19 protein-coding genes are annotated in these 19,108 nt (G+C 66.4%); 9 read left to right on the forward strand and 10 right to left on the reverse strand.

Annotation, left to right across the window (positions count from 1 at the left end; all coding sequences use genetic code 11):
* The first annotated feature begins 24 nt into the window (after nt 1-24).
* On the forward strand, nt 25-1,059 hold the full coding sequence (locus tag VJ109_RS04315) for a phosphoribosylaminoimidazolesuccinocarboxamide synthase (RefSeq protein ID WP_324759286.1): 1,035 nt from the start codon (nt 25-27) through the stop codon (nt 1,057-1,059).
* Nucleotides 1,060-1,173: 114 nt separating this feature from the next.
* Here the strand turns inward: VJ109_RS04315 and VJ109_RS04320 are convergent, their stop codons facing one another.
* Nucleotides 1,174-2,157, reverse strand: a complete 984-nt coding sequence (locus tag VJ109_RS04320; protein WP_324759288.1) for a formyltetrahydrofolate deformylase — start codon at nt 2,155-2,157, stop codon at nt 1,174-1,176.
* 112 nt (nt 2,158-2,269) lie between these two features.
* Between VJ109_RS04320 and VJ109_RS04325 the strand changes: the two genes are divergently transcribed.
* From VJ109_RS04325 to VJ109_RS04345, 5 genes are all read left to right on the forward strand, one after another.
* Nucleotides 2,270-3,151 carry a GAF domain-containing protein gene (locus VJ109_RS04325; RefSeq protein ID WP_324759290.1) on the forward strand — a complete coding sequence of 294 codons (882 nt, stop codon included), beginning with the start codon at nt 2,270-2,272 and terminating at the stop codon, nt 3,149-3,151.
* A gap of 1 nt (nt 3,152) precedes the next feature.
* Nucleotides 3,153-3,803: a DUF7504 family protein gene (locus tag VJ109_RS04330; protein WP_324759292.1), complete on the forward strand. Its 651-nt coding sequence runs from the start codon at nt 3,153-3,155 to the stop codon at nt 3,801-3,803.
* Nucleotides 3,804-3,844: 41 nt separating this feature from the next.
* The gene (purS, locus tag VJ109_RS04335) at nt 3,845-4,099 is read left to right on the forward strand and encodes a phosphoribosylformylglycinamidine synthase subunit PurS (protein WP_324759294.1); all 255 of its coding nucleotides are present in this window, start codon (nt 3,845-3,847) and stop codon (nt 4,097-4,099) included.
* The gene (gene purQ, locus VJ109_RS04340; RefSeq protein ID WP_324759296.1) at nt 4,096-4,770 is read left to right on the forward strand and encodes a phosphoribosylformylglycinamidine synthase I; all 675 of its coding nucleotides are present in this window, start codon (nt 4,096-4,098) and stop codon (nt 4,768-4,770) included. The genes purS and purQ overlap by 4 nt, the downstream gene beginning before the upstream one ends.
* A gap of 425 nt (nt 4,771-5,195) precedes the next feature.
* Entirely contained in the window at nt 5,196-5,828 is a 633-nt protein-coding gene (locus tag VJ109_RS04345) for a hypothetical protein (RefSeq protein ID WP_324759298.1), read from the forward strand.
* 22 nt (nt 5,829-5,850) lie between these two features.
* Here VJ109_RS04345 and VJ109_RS04350 read toward each other — a convergent pair whose 3' ends face one another.
* From VJ109_RS04350 to VJ109_RS04360, 3 genes are read right to left on the reverse strand one after another with little or no spacing between them, the layout of a single operon-like run.
* On the reverse strand, nt 5,851-6,984 hold the full coding sequence (locus tag VJ109_RS04350; protein WP_324759300.1) for an archaeosine biosynthesis radical SAM protein RaSEA: 1,134 nt from the start codon (nt 6,982-6,984) through the stop codon (nt 5,851-5,853).
* A gap of 38 nt (nt 6,985-7,022) precedes the next feature.
* A complete protein-coding gene (locus VJ109_RS04355) occupies nt 7,023-8,399 on the reverse strand; it encodes an outer membrane protein assembly factor BamB family protein (RefSeq protein WP_324759302.1) in 1,377 nt (458 codons plus the stop codon).
* A gap of 41 nt (nt 8,400-8,440) precedes the next feature.
* Nucleotides 8,441-8,803 carry a VanZ family protein gene (locus tag VJ109_RS04360; RefSeq protein ID WP_324759303.1) on the reverse strand — a complete coding sequence of 121 codons (363 nt, stop codon included), beginning with the start codon at nt 8,801-8,803 and terminating at the stop codon, nt 8,441-8,443.
* Nucleotides 8,804-8,930: 127 nt separating this feature from the next.
* Between VJ109_RS04360 and VJ109_RS04365 the strand changes: the two genes are divergently transcribed.
* Nucleotides 8,931-10,007 carry a CobW family GTP-binding protein gene (locus VJ109_RS04365; RefSeq protein ID WP_324760389.1) on the forward strand — a complete coding sequence of 359 codons (1,077 nt, stop codon included), beginning with the start codon at nt 8,931-8,933 and terminating at the stop codon, nt 10,005-10,007.
* 4 nt (nt 10,008-10,011) lie between these two features.
* Here the strand turns inward: VJ109_RS04365 and VJ109_RS04370 are convergent, their stop codons facing one another.
* From VJ109_RS04370 to arcS, 3 genes are all read right to left on the reverse strand, one after another.
* Complete coding sequence (locus VJ109_RS04370; RefSeq protein ID WP_324759305.1) at nt 10,012-10,170, reverse strand: hypothetical protein; 159 nt, start codon at nt 10,168-10,170, stop codon at nt 10,012-10,014.
* 57 nt (nt 10,171-10,227) lie between these two features.
* Nucleotides 10,228-11,403 (reverse strand): glutathione-independent formaldehyde dehydrogenase, encoded by a 1,176-nt coding sequence (locus VJ109_RS04375; protein WP_324759306.1) that lies wholly within the window; start codon nt 11,401-11,403, stop codon nt 10,228-10,230.
* A gap of 264 nt (nt 11,404-11,667) precedes the next feature.
* Nucleotides 11,668-13,455, reverse strand: a complete 1,788-nt coding sequence (gene arcS / locus VJ109_RS04380) for an archaeosine synthase subunit alpha (RefSeq protein ID WP_324759307.1) — start codon at nt 13,453-13,455, stop codon at nt 11,668-11,670.
* Nucleotides 13,456-13,582: 127 nt separating this feature from the next.
* On the opposite strand from arcS, the gene VJ109_RS04385 reads away from it, so the two are divergent.
* Complete coding sequence (locus tag VJ109_RS04385) at nt 13,583-13,840, forward strand: hypothetical protein (RefSeq protein ID WP_324759309.1); 258 nt, start codon at nt 13,583-13,585, stop codon at nt 13,838-13,840.
* 11 nt (nt 13,841-13,851) lie between these two features.
* Here the strand turns inward: VJ109_RS04385 and VJ109_RS04390 are convergent, their stop codons facing one another.
* Nucleotides 13,852-14,013 carry a hypothetical protein gene (locus VJ109_RS04390; protein WP_324759311.1) on the reverse strand — a complete coding sequence of 54 codons (162 nt, stop codon included), beginning with the start codon at nt 14,011-14,013 and terminating at the stop codon, nt 13,852-13,854.
* 97 nt (nt 14,014-14,110) lie between these two features.
* On the opposite strand from VJ109_RS04390, the gene VJ109_RS04395 reads away from it, so the two are divergent.
* Nucleotides 14,111-14,482, forward strand: coding sequence for a CBS domain-containing protein (locus VJ109_RS04395; protein ID WP_324759312.1), 372 nt, complete (start codon nt 14,111-14,113; stop codon nt 14,480-14,482).
* A gap of 31 nt (nt 14,483-14,513) precedes the next feature.
* On the opposite strand, the gene tgtA is transcribed toward VJ109_RS04395, so the two are convergent.
* Together tgtA and VJ109_RS04405 are read right to left on the reverse strand one after the other, a co-directional pair.
* On the reverse strand, nt 14,514-15,986 hold the full coding sequence (tgtA, locus tag VJ109_RS04400; protein WP_324759313.1) for a tRNA guanosine(15) transglycosylase TgtA: 1,473 nt from the start codon (nt 15,984-15,986) through the stop codon (nt 14,514-14,516).
* A 46-nt stretch (nt 15,987-16,032) separates the two neighbouring features.
* Nucleotides 16,033-19,023, reverse strand: a complete 2,991-nt coding sequence (locus VJ109_RS04405; protein WP_324759314.1) for a glycosyltransferase — start codon at nt 19,021-19,023, stop codon at nt 16,033-16,035.
* Nucleotides 19,024-19,108 lie beyond the last annotated feature (85 nt).

The following is a 19,108-nucleotide window of genomic DNA, read 5'->3' on the forward strand; positions in this document are numbered from 1 at the left end:
TGTCCGCCCCGAAACCCCCCGCTAATGACGAGCGTCAAGGATTTCCGTATCGACGAACCTGCCACGGCCGAGGAACTGGGCCGCGGGGCCTTCGCGTTCACCGACGACTACTCGGTGTTCGACTGGGGGAAGATGCCCGACCGGATTCCGGAGAAGGGCGCCTCGCTGTGTACGATGGGCGCGTTCAACTTCCAACTGCTGGAGGAAAACCACGTCCCGACTCACTACGAGGGCGTCCGTCTGCCCGATCACGATGGGACCGTCAACCTCGGCGAGGCCCTCTCGACCGGCACTGCACCCGAGGAGATGGTCATCTCGCTGACGCAGGTGCCCGAGCTTCCCTTCGTCGACGGGGCCTACGACTACGACGCCTACCACGCCGACGCCGGCGAGAACTACCTGATCCCCCTAGAGATCGTCTTCCGCAACCGCGTCCCCATGGGATCGTCGCTGCGCTCCCGGACCGACCCAGCCGACCACGGCCTCGACGCCGCGGAGTGGCCCGACGAGCCCGTCGACCTGGAGACCCCGGTCGTCGAGTTCTCGACGAAATACGAGGAACAGGACCGGTATCTCGACCGCGAGGAGGCCGACCGGATCGCCGGCGTCGCCGACATCGGCCGGCTGGAGGAACTCGCTCGGGCGGTCAACCACATCGTCACCGGACAGGCCGAGGAAGCCGGCCTAGTCCACGAGGACGGCAAGATCGAGTGTCTCTACCACGACGGCCAGATCCGCATCGCCGACGTGGTGGGGACCTTCGACGAGAACCGCTTTTCCGCCGACGGCCAGCAGGTCTCGAAGGAGGTCATCCGCCAGTATCACAAGCGGACCCAGCCCGAGTGGGTCGAGGCGGTGAGCGAGGCCAAACAGCGGGCCACCGAGGAGGGGGTCGCCGACTGGAAATCGCTCTGTGAACGGTCGCCCGAACCGCTCGACCGGTCGGTGATCGACGCGATGGGAGACCTCTACTGTGCCGGGACGAACGCCTACGTGGACGGGAACGTCTTCGACGCGCCGTCGCTGGAGGCCGCGATCGACGCCGTCCGGGACCTCTGAGTCGGAAGACCCCGTCTCGGTCCCCGTACGTCCTCGGACCGGGGCGCGACGGGGACTCGTAGATAAGAAACTGATGCGGCCGGTTTCGGTAGTTCTCGGAAAACCCCGGAGCGTTTAGTCGTCGGCCTCGGTCTCGGGTTCGTCTTCCCCGGCGACGAACTCGCCCAGTCCGTCGATCGGGCGGTCGGGATTGAGTTCGTTGAGGTCCGCCGGAGCGCCCAGTTGGGCATCGACCTCGTCGTCACGGAGTTTCGTCCGACCGCGGTGGACGGTGACCTCGTCGTTGAGGTGCAGCCGGATCGCCTCCAGCAACGCGTCGGCTTCGAGTGGCTGGCCCATCTGCTGGAGGTCCTCCTCGGTGGCCTCGTCGGGCACGTTGAACGCCCGCTGGGTGATGATCGGTCCCTGGTCGAGGTCCGTCGTCACGTAGTGTGCGGTGACCCCGGCGATGCGAACGCCTTCCTCGATGGCCTGCATGTACGCCGACCCGCCGGGGAAGGCGGGCAGCAGGCTCGGGTGGACGTTGATGATCCGGCTCTCGTAGCGGAAGACGACGTCCGGCGAGAGGATGCGCATGTAGCGGGCCAACACGATGAGGTCGGCGTCGTAGCTCGCAAGCAAGTCCAGCAACTGGTCCTCGTCGGGGGTTCCCTTCTCGTCGCCGATGTCGTGGAAGGGAACATCGTACTTCTCGGCCAAGGGCTGGAGGTCGCTGTGGTTCCCGATGACGACCTCGATGTCGGCACCGAGGTCCCCGTTGGCCCAGGCCTCGAAGAGGGCTTCGAGACAGTGTGACTCCTTGGTCACGAGGACGGCGATGGACTGGGTCTCGCGGTCGGCGGGAAACCGGACCTGGAGGTCGACACCGAGTTTCTCGCCCAGTTCCGTCAGGTCCTCGCGGAGTGTCTCCTCGGTCGTCACCATCCCGCTGGTGTCGACGTGCATCGTCATCCGGAAGACCCCGTCCCGGACGGCCTGGTCGAGGTCTTCGATGTTGATACTGCGTTCGAACAGCAGGCTGGTCACCTCTGCGATGAGACCGGTATCGTCGTCGCCGACGACCGTGATCTCGGTGAAACCGCGGGTCACGGCCACCACCGTCGGGTACGTACGCTCATTGCTCAGCCGTTGGACCGGGGCAGTGCAAAAGCCTTCGTTTTCCGTCGATCAGGGCGCCACATCTATCAGGGTAGAGAGAGAGTGTGACGGTGTGAGTGTGGATTCGCCGGCTGTCGTCGTTGCCGACCCCGACGCGAGCGAACGGTCAGCAACAGTCGACACACTGGAAGCCGCTGGCCTGGCTGTCGGTTCGGTCGGTTCGATAGCCGATATCGAGACGACAGTCACCGCCGACACGGACTGTGTCGTGACTGCGACGACGTTCCCGGACGGCGACGCGTTCGACGCCGTCGACGCCGTCCGGGCCGCAAGCCCGGACTGCGTCTGTGTGCTGTTTACCGCCGACTCCCCCTCGGACCTTCCGCGAGGGCGGCCGGACCAGATCGTCGAATACGTCCCACAGACCGTCCCGAACGCCCGCGAGCGGTTGGTCGATATCGTCGGAAACGCCGTTCGGTCGTCCAACCAAGCGGCGTATCCGGTTCCGGCCGACGAGACCGAACGGCTCGCCGCCGTCGGCGAGTACGACATCGACGAACTCGGTGCGGAAGCGACGTTCCATCGCCTGACGACGCTGATCGCGAACCACTTCGACATCAACGTCGCCTTCATCGGCCTGGTCGACGCCCACGAGGAGCGGTTCATCGCCTGTGTCGGCGCCAACTGGCCGACGCTGGCCCGCGAAGACACGATCTGTACCCACACGATCCTGACAGACGAGGTGATGGTCGTCGAGGACGTCCACGAGGACCCGCGGTTCTCGGCCGTCAACCGACTCGACGAACTGGACATCAGGTCCTATGCCGGCGCACGGATCACCGACGAGGCGGGGAACGCATTGGGAGCGGTCTGTTGTATCGACGACGAGCCACGCTCGTACAGCCGCGCCGAGCGCGAGGACCTCCGTCGGTTCGCCGACGAAGTGCAGGAGCAACTGCGGTTGCGGAAACGACTATCCGAGGGGGTGGAGTGAGATGGAACAACTCGACAGACAGTACGACTTCGGCGACCTCCCGATAGCGCCGGTCGAACCCGGGACGAGCCTCCTCGTCGCCGGGCCGATACTGGGCGGGACACGGCGGTTCGCGCTGGAGCTGCTGACCGCGGACAGGGACGACGGGATCGTCCTCATCGCCGCCGACGTGAGCGCACGGGAACTGCTTGCCGGCATCGACCGGACGGGCGAGGATCTCTCGAACGGCCGGGTCCGCGTCGTCGACTGTGCGGGGGACAGCGGCGACGACCTCGGCGAGTTCGTCTCCTCCGTCGGAACGCCCGCCGATCTCACCGGGATCGGGATCGAGTACGCCGGACAGTACGAGCAGGTGTACGCCCGAGGGTTCGACGCCGTCCGGACGGGGATCTACACGCTAACGCCGCTGCTGGTCTACAGCGACGACGTCCGGCCGGTCTACCGGTTTATCAACACCGTGACGAGTCGAATCCGGACCGCCGACGGGCTCGGTGTCTGTGTCATCGACCCCAGCGCGCACGACGACCGCGTTCTGGGTAGCATCGCACAGGCGTTCGACGGCCGGATCGACCTCCGGGAGTCCGAGAGCGGCCAGGAGATCCGGGTCAGCGGCCTCCCCGATCAACCGACGGAATGGACGGCCGTAGACTGAGAACACAAGCGTTTTCTCCGCCGACCGCACCGTTGCCACTAATGACCGCCTACACTGCCACCGTCACGGTCCGGCTCAAGCGGGGCGTCCTCGATCCCGAAGCCGAAACGACACAGCAGGCCCTCGAACGGCTCGGGTTCGAGCTGTCGGACCTGCGTTCGGCCGACGTCTTCGAACTCGACCTCGACGCCGACAGCGCCGCGGACGCCGGCGACCGCGCCGAAGAGATGACCGAACGGCTCCTGGCGAACCCGACCATCCACGACTACGAGGTCGACGTGACCGAGACAGCATGATCGCAGTCATCCAATTCGGCGGCTCGAACTGCGACCGCGACTCCGTCCGGGCGCTGGAATCGCTGGGGTTCGACGCCGAACTCGTCTGGCACGAGGACGGCCTCCCTTCGGACGTCGACGGTATCATGCTGCCCGGCGGGTTCTCCTACGGCGACTACCTCCGGGCCGGCGCGATGGCCGCTCGCTCGCCGATCATGGCGGATATCCGCGCGGCGGCTGCCGACGGAACGCCGGTGCTCGGCGTCTGTAACGGCGCCCAAATCGGCTGTGAGTCCGCGCTCACTCCCGGCGCGTTCACGACGAACGAGAGCGCCCGCTTCCAGTGTGAGCACGTCTACCTCCGGGTCGAGAACGCCGAGACCCCCTGGACGAGCCACTACGAGGCGGGCGAGGTCGTCGAACTACCGATCGCCCACGGCGAGGGGCGCTACGAGATCGACGACGAGCGCCTGGACGAGTTGGAGGCCGAGGACCGCGTCCTGTTCAAGTACTGCGACGAGGACGGGAGCGTCACGCCCGAAGCCAACCCCAACGGCTCGAAACACAACGTCGCCGGCATCGTCGGCGAGGACGACCACGTCGCGGTGATGATGCCCCACCCCGAGCGGGCCTCGCTGGAAGACCTGGGTCGGACCGACGGCGAGGGCGTCCTCGAAGGGTTCGCCCAGTAGCGGCGGACAGTCTACCGAAGTGGACCGACCGGCGTCCGCGACACGGACGTTCGGGATGTCTCGTAGCGATCTAACTGATCCGGTTCCACCGACGACCGACTCGTCAGTCCAGAACCGTCAGTATGTGTCTTCTCTCATAGTGATTAGTGTAGCGATTTACCGGGACGACCGCACGCTCTCGTGCAGTCGATCCGGAACAGACCTACAATAATCACTATCAGTGGACGTGTCCAAAGGGAAAGGGTGGGGTCGCTGGAGCGTGTGACAGGTTCCGGCGGCCCCTATCGACTAGTAGGCAGGCCACGATAATAAGAGCCACCCTACCGGAGTGAAAGTGAAAGTGCCAGCGGGGAGTGGGGTGGTTCGCTGCGAGGGGCCGGTGGTACCACCGCGAGCGTTTTGCGGTGGGGGAGAGACGGGCCAGTATGGAATCCCCACCGAAGCCAAAGCGGGCGGTCGCCTGGAGCGGGGTCGGGGCCGCGGTCGGTGCCGTCTGCTGGATGACGATGCCCTGGCTCCAGATCGTGACGTTCGGGAGCCGGCCGTACGTGGGGACCGTCTACGATATCGGGTCCCTGCTGGGACTCGGGCTCCTCTTGGCCGGTGTCGCGGGCCTCTCCACGGTTATCGGCCGCCCCGGGCGGACAGGTCGAGTCGCGCTCGGCGCGACGGGACTGGGCCTGTGCTGTCTGGGAGTGCTCGCGGCCGAATCAGTGGCTGCGTACGTCGCTGCCGGGTTCGTGCCGGTCCCGGCCACTGGCGGAGACCCCGCCGGGCTCGTCCGTACGTGGCTGGCGATCACCGGCTACGCGCTGGCACTGAGTGGGACCGGACTGATCGGTGTCGTCCTCCATCGGCGTCCCGACCCGTCGGCTGTCACGGTAGCGTTGTGTCTCCTGACTCCGGTCGTGCCGGTCCTGGTCGTTCTGGCCGGAACGACACTCCCGCTACCCGTATGGATGGTCGTCGTTCGAACGTCCGCGCTGGTTCTCCCGTTCGGCGTCGCCTGGGTGGCGCTGGGACGGGTCGTCCGGGTAGCGACGACGGGACGGACGTAGCCACCGCGACCGCAAAAGCCCGTTATCGCGCCAGCGGCAGCGAGTAACTCCGCTCGCGTTCCAGGACGGCCTCCCAGGTAGCCTCACACTCACAGGAGACCTGCTCGAAGACGCTGGGGTCCTGTCGCAGGTCGAAGTCCTTGATCGCCCGCTGGACCCGGTCGTCACACTCCCCGCAGTTGTGTGGACCGCGGTCGCTGCCGTGGCCGACGGGATCGGAGACGACGATGAGGTCCTCACCGTCAGACTCGCTTTGCTCGTCTGACGAGCCTCCGGTCGCTTCGCTCCCGGAGACGTCTGCGGTCTCTTTCAGCACCTCGGCGACCGACCAGAGCCACGGCGGGCGGTACCCCCCGTCGTGGTACAGTTCCTCGACCATCGTGTACCGCTGGACGTTACAGGGGTTCATCGAGACGGTGTGACAGCCCTCGACACCGGCACACCGACGGACCGAGGCGATCATGTCGTCGAGTGCCTCCCGCTCGGAGAGGAAAGGCGGCTTCATCAGGAGGTAGGCTTTGACGCCGGCACCGGCCTCCTGTGCGGCCTCACAGGCGTCCTCGAAGTCCGCGAAGTCGAAGTACTTGTTCACGCAGTCGTGGCGCACGCGGTCGGTCGCGGTCTCTAAGCCGACCGCCACGTCGGTCTCTAAACCCACGTCGACGAAGTCGCTCACCCGCTCGTCCTCGACGAAATCGGGCAGCGACTCGACGACGATCCGCTCGCGGTCGCTGAACGTCTCGGCGATGGCCTGGCGGGTCTCGGCGGGGACCTCCCGCTCGTCGAGGAAACTCCCCGACGTGTAGATCTTGATGAGGCCGCTCTCGTCGTCGGCCTCCTCGGCCTCGTGGTCGAGACAGTGGTCAATCTGTGCCATGAGGTCCTCGTGGGCGACGCTGCCGCCCTCGACGCTCTCGGCGACGTACCCACACATCGTACAGCCGCCAGCACGCGCCCACCGACAGCCGCCGGTGTTCAGGATGATCGTCAGGCTCTGGTAGACGCCGTCGGGCGTGTTGTCCTCGTCGATCCACACCCGGGTCGGCTCGCGGGGGTCGTAGGTGGAGTCGTTGCGCGACCGAACCTCCCGCATCACGGCGTTGTGGGCGTCCATGCCCTTGCCCTGCTCGTAGACTTCGGGACTGGGCTTGCTCATTGGGACGAGGTAGCCGACGGGCGCGTATATCGGCTTCGTTACTCCGGTGGGCCAAAGGCCAGCAGTTCGTCGCCGATGGCAGCGTAGGCGGTCTCGCCCACGCCGGCGACGTCGAAGACGGTATCGGCGGGTCGGTACACGCCCCTCAGATCGCCTGTCGTCTCGTCGACGGCGAACAGACTCGTGAAGTCGGCTTCCTCGGGCGTGATCGCCTCGGCGACCACCATCCCGTCGGTCGCACCGGCCGGCCACCCGTTGTTCGACGGCGTCTCGTAGCGAAAGCGGCGCGTCCCCCCGGCCAGGTCGAACGCATCGACCGTGTCCATCCCGATGCCGGCCCTGGCGTACAGCGTCTCCCCGTCCGGGGCCACCAGTGGCCACTGACCGTGGCCGGGGACCTCCCAGCGGACTGTTCCGTCAGGCGCGAGTGCGCCCGTCGACTCGCCCAGGGCGTACAGCATCCCGTCGTGGACCAGAAACGAGTCGGCGGTACGAAAGCGCGTCCAGCGCTCGGTCCCGTCGGGATCGAACGCCCGCATCGTCGACCAGTCGCCGTCGGCGACCGCCGCGACGACGGAATCATCGAGCGCGAGGAGCGCGCGTGGTTCGGGCGTCCCGACGCTCCACTCTTCTGTTCCGTCGAGGGAAATTCCGACGATACGGTCGCGCTCCCCGACCGCGACGCCTCCGGCGTACGTGGTCGCCGGGGAAACCGCGGTGTAGGACCGCTCCCAGCGGACCTTCCCGGTCGCGGCGTCGAGACCGTAGACGACGGTAGTCAGCGGTTCGTCGGGGGTATCGTGCGTGCTGTCCGGGACGAAAAACTCCAGTCCACCGGCGACGACAGTTCCGTCCCGGACGCCGACGACCGCCAGTTCCCGCTCGCGGCGGAGCGACCACAGTTCCTCGCCGGTCGTCGGGTCCACCGCGTGCAGTGCCGACCACTCGTAGTCATCGACCGCGCCAGTGACGACGTACAACGTCCCGTCGACAGGGGTGACGCTCCACTTGTCCCGGGCGTTGGATTGGTCGAGGTGGCTACTCGTAACCGGGTCTCCTTCGAAGGAAGTCCGCCACTCGAACCCTTCGTCGTCGGGATCGACCGCCGCGATCGCGGAGCTATCCCCGTGACTCAGCGTCGCGTAGAGGGACTCGCCGTCGCGGGTCAGCTCGACGAGGTGGTCAGCTCCGGTCTCGATCGACCAGTCGGGTTCCCAGTCGCGATCTCCCTCGTCGGTCACCGGCGTCGCTGTCTCCCTGTCGGTGTCAGTTCCTGGCTCGGTCCGGGAGCGTGTCGCCGTGGCCGACGGGACCGTCGTCCGCCGGTTGCCGTCTGTATCGTTGCCCTCGGGGCACCCGGCCAGCGCGACCAGCGCCGATCCGGCTGCGGTGACGAACTGTCGTCTCGTCGGCATACACGAAGTCGAGAGGCCGACACAAAGGGCGTTCCGGAGGCTCAAGAGACGTTTGAGCGACCGAGCGACCACACGACTGCCGCCGCTGTCGCCCCGATGCCGTTGACGAGCGCATCCGTGACGCTCGGCTGTCGTGTCGGCACCAGCGACTGGAGGAGTTCGACTCCCACACCGAACGCCACGGCGACGCCGACGACGGCGACGAGCGGGCCGACAGCCCCGACACGCCATCCCCACGCGAGTGCGATTGTCAGGCCACCGTAGCCGGCGAGATGGCCGAGCGTGGTCAGTCCCAGGCCGAACGGAAGCCCAGTGGCGCCGGCCCCACCGGAAAGTGGCACGAGCGAGGCTGCGAGGACGAGCAGCGCCACCGTAACGGGCACGAGTCGTCGGGATCGGTTCACGAGTGTGCGTCGTCAGACACCAGGATAAACCGTGCGATCGGGGCAGCCAGTGGGAACGGACCGACAAAGCTTCAAGACGGCGTGACGCCTGTTAACAACCAGAGTGAGTTCCACGCACGAGATCCCAATGACGGTCATCAGCGGTCCGCTCGGTGCCGGCAAGACGACGCTGGTCAACAACCTCCTGAACGACCCCGGCGAGCGGCAGGTCGCCGTCGTCGTCAACGACATGGGAGAGGTAAACGTCGACGCGGAACTGCTGGCCGAGGAAACCGACGAGGGGGTGGTCGACCTCTCGAACGGTTGTATCTGCTGCCGACTCCAGGACGACCTCGTAACGGAGGTGACGCGGCTCGCCGAGTCGCGGACCTTCGACTACCTGGTCGTCGAGGCGTCCGGGATCAGCGAACCGATCCCCATCGCGCGGACACTGACTGTCGGGACCGACGAGGGGAGTCTCCCCGACCGGTTCCGGCTCGATACGACCGTCTCGGTGATCGACGCGTTCGGCTTCTGGAAGGCGTTCGATCCCGGCGAGTCGCTGCCCGAGGCGGCGCCCGACCCGCAGCGACCACTGACGGAGGTGATGGTCGATCAGATCGAGTTCTGTGACGTGCTCCTGGTGAACAAGTGTGATATGGTCCCCGACGAGGAACTCGACGCCGTCGAGGCAGCAGTCCGCGAACTCCAGCCGCGAGCACGGCTCCACCGGACGACCTACTCCGAGGTCGACCCCGGTGCGGTGCTCGGGACCGGGTTGTTCGACTTCGACGCCGCCCGCCGGAGCCAGGGATGGAAGCGGGCGCTCGCCGGAACCGACGACGGCAGCGAGTCGGACCACGACCACGGCGACCAACCCGCCGCGGCCGCACACGGCATCGGGTCGTTCGTCTACCGGCGGGAGCGGCCCTTCGACCCCGAACTGTTCGACGAGTGGCTCGACGCCTGGGACGGTGACATCGTCCGCCTCAAGGGGTTCGTGTGGGTAACGAGCCGGCCCGAGACGGTTCTGGGAGTCAGCCAGGCCGGGCCGGCGGTCAGGGCCGGTCCCATCGGGGAGTGGGGTGAGGACGACCCCGCGACACGGCTCGTCGTCATCGGCCGGGACCTCGACGAAGACGCGGTGACGGCGGAGTTAGACGCCTGTCTGGGCGGGGACAGTGACCCGCCGTCGGCCGAAGACGACCCGTTTCCCCGGGAGTAGACGGTTACGCTCCGTACCCGACTTCCTCGCGCAGTTCGTCCCACTCCTCGTGGAACCCGTAGGTCGACGCCGACTCCGCGACGACGGCTTCCTGGTAGACCTCGTCGTACTGGAGCAGGGCCGACCAGGCCTTACGGTCCGCGAAACTACAGTACTGGCACATACGCGTGTGCTAGCGGGTTACAAATAAAGAGCTGTCGGGAAACCGGATTCGAGTCCGCTACGGCTCCAGCAGGACCTTCGTGAACGCGCCGTCCTCGGCTTCGCGATCGTCGAAGCGCTCGTACATCTCCGGGGCCTGGTCGAGGTTGACGCGGTGGGAGACGACCCAACTCGGGTCGGCTCGCCCCTCGATGATCATGTCCCGGAGCTGTCGGTTGTAGGACTTGACGTTACACTGCCCGGTACCCAGTGCTTGTCCCTTCTCGAACAGCAGTCCGAAGTCGATGCCGAGACGACCCTGCGCGGCCATCTCGTCCGGTGCGTTGGGATCCTCCGGGACGTAGAGCCCGGGGATGCCGAGTTCACCCGTCGGCCGGACGACCCTGATGAGACTGTTGATGACGACCGCCGGGTTCTCCTTGGCAGGATCGTAGGCGTAATCGTCGCCCTTGCTGGTCTGCTCGGGATCGAGAGCCTGATACCCGACCGCATCGACGCCCTTGTCGACCTCGCCGCCGTGCTCCTCGATGATCTGGTCGACCGGATCGCCCTCGTCGAAGTTGATGGCGTGGGCGTCGCAGTACTCCTCCGCGAGTTCTAGCCGGGAAGGAACCCGGTCCACGACGTAGATCTCGCTTGCGCCTTTCAGTTTCGCGCTGTAGGCCGCCATCAGCCCGACGGGACCCGCCCCGAAGACCGCGACGGAGTCGCCGGCTTCGAGGTTCGCCAGTTCTGTGCCGTGCCACCCTGTCGGGAAGATGTCCGCGAGCAGCGAGAACGAGTCTTCGTGCTCGTCACCGTCTGGCAGTTTCAGCGCGTTGAAGTCCGCGTAGGGAATGCGGAGCTTCTCGGCTTGGCCACCCGTGTACGGCCCCATGGCGACGTAGCCGTAGGCACCGCCGGCGAAGCCGGGGTTGACGTTGGTACAGAACCCCGTATACCCGTTCTCACAGTTCTCGCAGAACCCGCAGGCGACGTTGAACGGCGCAACGACCCGATCCCCGACCTCCAGGTCGCTGACCGCGTCGCCGACCTCCGAGACGATCCCCATGTTCTCGTGGCCGAACACGATACCCGCTTCGGCGGCTGTCCGGCCCTCGTACATGTGCAGGTCCGACCCACAGATGCATGTCGTCGTGATATCGATTACCACGTCGTTGGGGTGCTCTATCTCCGGTTCGTCGACCTCCTCGACGGCAACTTCCTTCTCACCTTTGTATACGACTGCCCTCATTGACATATGTTATACCACAGCAAGAAGCGGTGGGCGTAGGAAGTATAAATCCACTGTAACTCATGACCGAGTGAACGTACGGTTCGTTTCGGATTTGCGTCGAGGCCGTCTCCTCCCCAAACCACCCCCCGCTCAGACCACCGGGAGAGTTCAGGCTAGCCGATAGGTCTCATCCCGGGATGTCGACAGCCCCGGTCGGCGTATCGGTGTCTGGTGAATCCACCGTCAGCGGCGGGCGAAGTGTCCTTTCCTGTGCGTCGGCCGCTATTGTTCCTCGACGTGGCGCATCTGGACGGCGATCCCCCGCGTCGAGGATCGCATCTCGGGGCCGCTCATCTCGGCGCGGCCGACCCCGAAGGCTGCCGCGCCCCGGACGACCACGTCGTCGCCGACGCGGATGTCGTCGCTGGCGTCGACGATCCCCGGCGCCAGCACGGAGCCATGCGGGACGAACGGTTCGATCTCGACGGTCTTGGTCGGTACGTCGCTGTCGACCCAGCGGCGCGCGCCGGCCGTCGTCAGCGACAGCGTGCCGTACTGCTGAGCCAGCGCCGCCAGTTGCTCGCCGTCGGCGTCGTCGGCCCGGAGTTGTGGATACCGCCCCTGCGTCGAGAGGTCCTCGAACAGTTCGTCGCCGGCACCGGCCCCGAACTGGTAGTCGGCGACCGCACGGATCGTGTTGTGCTCGCGTTCGCGTTTGGGGTACTTGCCCCACCCCTCCAACTCGGCCGCGAGGTTGCCCAGCGAGTCCGCGGTCGTCGGGTGGTCCGTGACGGTGTAGGAAAAGTCCAGGTCCAGGGCGTCCTCGACGCGTTCACAGATGTCCCGGTACCCCTCACCGGGGACGTGTGCGATGATCTCCGGGTAGTCGGTGTCTTCAAGGTACTTCCGGAGGACTCGGCTGACGAACTCGATCTCGTTGGCGCTCCAGCGCCCCGTCACCACCGAGTCGTAGTGCTGGGCGGGGTAGGTCAGTTCCAGTTCCTGGGGGACGACGCCGATCGGCGAGGTCATCGAGACGACGTGGGCGCGCCACTGGATCGCGTCGTGGTACTGCTTGTGGCTCTGGGAGTCGCTGTAGGGTTTGCGCGCCGAACAGGGGACCAGGACGAGCGGTCGGTCGTCGAACCGGGGGACGTACCGCTCGGTGACTCGCTGGGCGAACCGCTGGATCTCGACGCGACGGATGGCGTCCTCGGTGGCCGCGGCGAGTTCGGCCCGACGGACGAGCGGGGTGCGCTCCTCCATGTAGCCGTACTCCTGATCGAGCCGACGGACCGTCGCCGTCAGCCAGTTGTCCTGTCGGGCCTGTCCCTCGACGTAGTCCCGGAGTCGGCCGTCACGGACCCGTCGGCGGACCCGCCGGAGTTCGGCGGCCAGCGCGTTGACGTTGTGTGCGACACAGTCCTGACGGTCGAACTCATCTCGGGGTGTCCGGCAGGCCGGACAGGCACAGGGGAGTTCGTCCAGATCCTCCAGGAAGTACGCCTCGTCGGTCGTGAGATAGCGACCCTCGGTCCCCCGGACGACGGCACGGTGTGGGTCGACGAGGTCGACGCCGGCGTAGACCAGCGTCGCGACGTTGCGGGGCGTCGCCACGCCGGGCAGATACAGCGCCGTGTCGGCCGGGACCGCCTCGCGGACGGTCGTCACGGCATCGACGAATGCGGCCGCGTGACCGACGACACCGGGCGCGCCCGAGAGGACGTAGGCGTCGGTCCCGTGGTCGGCGGCGGTCGTCGGCGAGACCACGGCGGCACTGGGGAACTGGACGGGTTCGGGGTCGGCGGCGAACGCCTCGCTGACCTCCTCGGGCGTCCCGGCGGGGAGTCCACGATGGGGGAGAACCGTCAGTATCGACTCGTTGCCTTCCGGCGGGTCGGGTTCGCTCGCCCAGCGGCTCCCCGCGTCAGAGAGAATCCGATGGGGGTCCCCGGGCGTGTCCGCGTCGGCGTCGTCCACCAGCGCCGGCGTCGTCACGGACTCGGCGAGACGGAGTTCGCCCAGTCGCGCGGCGGCGTCGCGCTCGTGGACCTCGAAGTAGTCGGTCATGCCCACCCATCCGCCACGGGCGAGTAACTATCTTGCTCTTCGGGGACCGGCCGGACGACCCCTCCTCTCGTCGGCCAGTTCGAAGCCAGTGGAGTGAGCTTTTCGGGGTCGGTCACCTATGCCGGCCATGGTCGGGTCCCGAACCGCGACGGCCGCCGTCGGACTGGTCGTGAGCCTGCTGCTGACCGCGGTGCTGTGGTGGTACTTCGACACCGTCCTCGTGTTCCTGCTGGTCCCGTTCGTCCCGTTCCTGTTTCGCCGACTCGGTGCGGACGAGCCGACGGTCGTCCAGGAGTGTCCCCACTGCGGGTTCCAGGCCACCGTCGAGTCCTACGACTACTGCCCGCGGGACGGGAATCGGCTAAAGAGCCGGGGCGACGAGTGAGCAGCGACCGACTATCCGTCGGCAACTGCCGTCGGTTCGAGTCGGTCGACGATACCGTCGAAATCGTCGTCGAAACTCAGTACAGCGTCGATGTCGTGCTGTTCGACCATCACAACAGTCATCGCATCGGTGAAGCTGAGTCCGTGGTCAGCATAGGGTTCGTGTGCAGACACCGCATCGTCGAAGAGCGCAGGTGAGGCGAATCGATACCGGCCGTTACCGACTGCGCGGCACAAAGATCAATACCCCTGGCCGCCCTTGGGTGGTTCCATGGGACACGACCGAACACTCGTCGAAGAGATCATGACGACGCCGCTGGAACGGATCGGTCCGGACGCCACGGTCACCGAGGCCGCGGCCACGATGCGCGACAAGGACATCAGCGCTCTGCTCGTGACGACCGCACCCCCGTCGATCATCACCAGCACGGACATCCTCGACGCCGTCGCACAGGAGCGTGACACGGCAAAACTCGCTGTCTCGGACCTGATGACCGAATCCGTCGAGACGGTCCCGCCGGACCTGCCGCTCTCGGAGACGGCGGCGATGATGACGAACTTCGGGATCAACCACCTTCCGGTCGTCGACGACGACTACATCGGGATGGTCTCCTCGTCGGATATCACCGGCGAGATGCACTGAGACAGGCAGTACAGGCCCGCTAGACCGTTTCTCACTCGCGGGCGTGAAGATCACGGAGCCGAACCCGGTCGGGAACCCGCTCCAGTGCCGTCGCCGGCCAGTCGTCGTGGACCAGGGTAAACGACACGTCGGGGTGGAGGTCGACGAGCCGTGCGACCCCGTCGGCGGCCACCTCGTAGGCCCGCCGGTCGGTCCGGTCGGGTACCTCGGCCGTCAGCGGGTAGGTCTCCGACAGCCCCCGCGGGTAGGGACCGAACGGCGGAACGACGCCCCAGGTCTCGTCGTAGTCGCTGTTGGAACTGCCCTCGGTCAGCAGGACCTCGTCCCCGGCGAGTTCGAACCGGTCGAGACGCTGCTGGTGGCGCAGTACCTCCGGTCGGCGGGCGCTCTCCGTCGAGGTGTGGAAGAAGGCGTCTTTCGAGACCCGGTCCGTCCGTTCGAGTTGCGCGGCGTGGTCCAGCAGCGTCCGGTAGCCGTCCAGCATCGTCGGATGCCCGCGCGCTCGGGAGTCGACCAGTTCGAGGAGATTGCCGCCCCGGATCGCTTGCCGGACAGTCCGGATCTCGCCGTAGGTGACGTGGAGATTGTGTCGAGCCAGCAGTTCCTCCCGGTCGTCGTCGGCCATCTCCCTGACCGCGTCGGGCTCGTGGGCGGTACAGACCGGACACTCACAGGGGAAATACGCCAGGTCGTCGAGTTGCTCGGTCCCGCGGACCGTCAGGTAACGGTCGTCGCGGGCGTACAGCGCGTAGGCTGCCGAATCGAACAGGTCACAGCCAAGCGCGGCCGCCAGTGCGAACATCATGGGGTGGCCGGCCCCGAACAGGTGGACCGGGCCACGCTCGCCCAGGCCGCGTTTGCACGCGGCGACGACATCGACCAGGTCGTCGTAGCGGTACTCGTTCATCAGCGGCACCACAGCACCGAGCGGGAACACGTCCAGGCCGGTCCCGGCGGCCTCCCGAGCGGCCCGCTCCCGGAGGTCCGGATGCGTCGAACCCTGGACCGGTGCGGTGACCAGCATCTCGCCGGCGTCGACCTCCCCCGCCCGTTCGAGGCGCTCCTGCGTGGTCGCCAGTTCCTCGGTGGCCTGCTCGCGGGCGACGTCCGGCGGCGTCGGGATGTCGACCGGCGTCCCGATGTCGCTCCCGATATCGTACTGGAACGTCAGGATCTCCTCGGTCGTGACATCGATCTCGCCGTATTCCGCCAGTTGAAACGACCCGGAGTCGGTCATGATCGCCCCCGAAAAGTCGAGCAGGTCGTGCAGCCCCCGCTCTAAGGCCGGTTCGCGGAGTTCGTCCGAGCCATGCAGGATGTAGCTGTTGGTGATGAGGATCTCCGCCCCGAACTCGGATTCGAGCGTCGACGGCGCGACCGTCTGGACGTGGGGGTTGACGACCGGCATCAGCGTCGGCGTCTCGACGGTGACCCCGGCCCTGGGGACTGTGAGTTCGCCCAGCCGACCCGCGGCGTCGTAGGTCCTGACCTCGAAGTTGCTCATTACCTGCCGTGGACGCGGCGCGTGCCTAAGGGTTGTGTTGTCACGTTCAGCCGGCGACGGTCCGGTTGGACGCGAGGACCGGACCGGGGTCGGGACAGGCCGGATCGCCAGGGTACCGGTAGACGGTTATCGCTCCCAGGTTCTGTTCGACCGTCTCGCCGTGACACGCGTCGAGATACCGGACGACCGGGCCGTCGCCGCCGCGGTACTGGATCAGGAAGAACGTGTCGTGTCGAGCGGAGAGGTTACCGGCGTACAGAAGTGTCTGTCGGTCGACTCTGGGTGGCTGTTGGACGGTCGCGGTCTCGAAGGAGTGGTCGCCGTAGTACCGTTCGGCGACGCCGAACTGCCCCGGTTGGTGGACGACGACATCGTCGGGGCCGGCATCGGTACCGACGCTCTGTGCTACCGTCGACCACGGCTCGGTAGAGTCAGTCGTGTAGTAGACGCCGGTGAAGGTCAGCGAGCTCAGTAAGACCACCGCGAGCAGTCCGAACCGGATCCAGTCGGTCGGGACGTTCCGCAGGCCCCGGGCCGCCAAGACGACGAACCCGACGCCGGCCGGGGCGGCGTACCGGGGGACGTATATCGGGACGACAAACGAGATCGCGAGGGGCACCAGCGTCGGCACGAAAAGCAGGGCTGCGGCTTGGCCCAGCGAGGCTGGTTCCGAGAGTTCGAGCCCGTCGGGACTGATCCTGACCGTGGAGACGGTGGCCTGGAAGACGAAGACGAAAAGCAGGGCCGAAGCTAGGAGGTACAGCCAGACGTTCCCGGCAGTGATCGGGTAGTAGTCCGGAAACCCGACGAACGAGAGCGCCGTCCGGGTGGGGAGCGACGCCGAGGGTTCGGGGATCCATTCGATGTTGGCACCGCCGGTTCCAAAGAGAATGCCCACGACACGGACGACGAGCAACCCGATCCACGGGAGAACCAGGGCACCGAGTGCGGCGGACACGCGGATCCAGCGTTGCCGGGCGATCCCGCCGTCAGTCTCGGAGAGGGTGGTGTAGACGTGCTGTGCGAGGACGACGAAGAGGCCGTAGACGTGTGTGTACGCGAGCAATGCTGTCGTGAGCACGTACCCGACCGCACTGGTCGTCGTCCCGTCCCTGAGACGGGTGTACCAGTACCACGAGAACGCTGTCAGGAACGTAAACACCGCGTACATCCGGGCGACCCGGGAGTGGTGGATGAAAAACGGTGAAACCGCCACCATGACTGCTGCGAGCAGTCCGGTTCGGTCCTCGAAGAGTTCGGTCCCGAGGAGGTAGACAGCGACGACCGTCAGGACGCCCCCCAGGACCGACAGCGACCGTACCGCGGTCCGGCCCTCACCGAACAGTTCCATCCAGCCGTGCAACAGGAGGTAGTACAGCGGGGGGTGTGGGTCCGTCGGATGGACCAGCAGTTGTGTGACCGGAAGATCGCCACGGATCGCGACGGAATACAGTTCGTCGGTCCACAGGCTCCACCCGCCCAGGACGAACACGCGCAGTGCTACTGCGACGCCGACCACGAGCGCGAGTGCCCCCCACCTAGTCACCCGGGGGAGCGTCAGCCGACCCGAACGACGTCCGAGATTCCCGACCGTGTCGTCGGTCGTAGTCACGGCCTGTCGGCCGAAGTGTTCGGTGTGCTCCCAGCCGAGGTCACCCCCGTAGAGCCGGACGATCGCGCGGATGTCCGCCCCCCACTGGAGCAGCCAGTACAGCGGCAGCGACACCATCGTTAGGAGACTCCGGCGGATCCGCACGGGGAGCGGCGTCCCCGAGACCGACCAGTATCCGGCGGCGAACATGGCCGCGCTCGTGCCCGCGAAGACGCCGCCCAGGGTCAGAAGTACCCCGAGCGACGATCCCGGTTCGTACCGAGCGAGGTTCGATATCAGGAGGATGACGACCACGCCGGCGACGTTCAGCGGGCCCAGATGGGGGAGTGCCGACTGCCAGTAGACGTGGAGCCGGTCAAGAAGCGTCGACGGCGGGTATCGACGGCGGTCGAGGAACGTGTACACCTTTCCTTTCTTCCAACGGGTCCGCTGGCCGACCCAGCCGTCGAGGGTCGGGGGCGACTCCTCTGTCGTCACGGCGTCGAGGTACCCGAAGTCGTAGCCGAGTTCCCAGAGAAATAGCCCCAACTCGAAGTCCTCGGTGACGTTCTGTGGGTCCCAGGGTCGCCAGCCGGTGAGGCCACGGTCGGTGACCCACTGCCAGTCGGCCTCGCTCCACGGGTCCCCGCGCTGGTCCAGCCGCGTGGCGCTTGCCGTCTCCAGAACGTCACGACGGAAGAAACAGGTTGTTCCGGCCATCGGGATGGGATAGCCGATCCGTGCGAACGCCGGCGTGATCAGGTTGTACCAGTAGCCGTACTCGGCGCGAAACAGGAGATTCAGCCAACCATCGTCCTCGTTTGCCATGTCGAGCCGTCCCTGGACGTAGTCGGCCCCCCGTCCGATGGCACCCGCGACCTGCCGGAGCGTCGATCCCTCGACGATGTCCTCGGCGTCGATCACTCCGACGATGTCACCGCTCGTGTGTTCGAACCCGTAGTTCAGCGCCCGTGGTTTGTTCGGGTCTTCAGGATAGTCCGCCGGAACTGTCAGCACGTCGAAGGCCAGCCGGTCGGTCAGCTCGTTGACGACCGCCCGGGTCCTGTCGTCGTCAGGTTCGAGCAGGACTGTCAACTGGAACGCATCGTCCGGGTACTCGAGGGCGCAGACGGATTCGATTGATTGCGCGACGACATCAGCCTCGTTGTAGGCGGGGATGAACAGGTCAATCCTCGGCGTCCCACCGTCGGGAAGCGGTTCGTGAGTCCCGCGGTCAGGTTCCGCGAACCTCGTCCGAAGCTCGAGCAGGAGTGCTCTGCCGAGCGGATAGTAAAGATACAGGTTCGCCGCGGTCCAGACGAGACCGAAGAGGACCGTCAGGACAGTGATCGCGGGGTTGGGCGACACCGAAGAGGGGTCGAACGCGGCGGCTACCACGCCGTACTGGCCGACACGGAACGTGTCAAGTGCTCCCCCACCCGCCACTGTTAGCCACCACCACGAGGCATCGTTTTCGGCTAGTTGTAACTATCCGGCAATAATGTACCTGATTTACAGTAATAAGTGTCTA

The sequence above is a fragment of the Haloarcula montana genome, from assembly GCF_035666295.1.
Taxonomy (GTDB): domain Archaea; phylum Halobacteriota; class Halobacteria; order Halobacteriales; family Haloarculaceae; genus Haloarcula; species Haloarcula montana.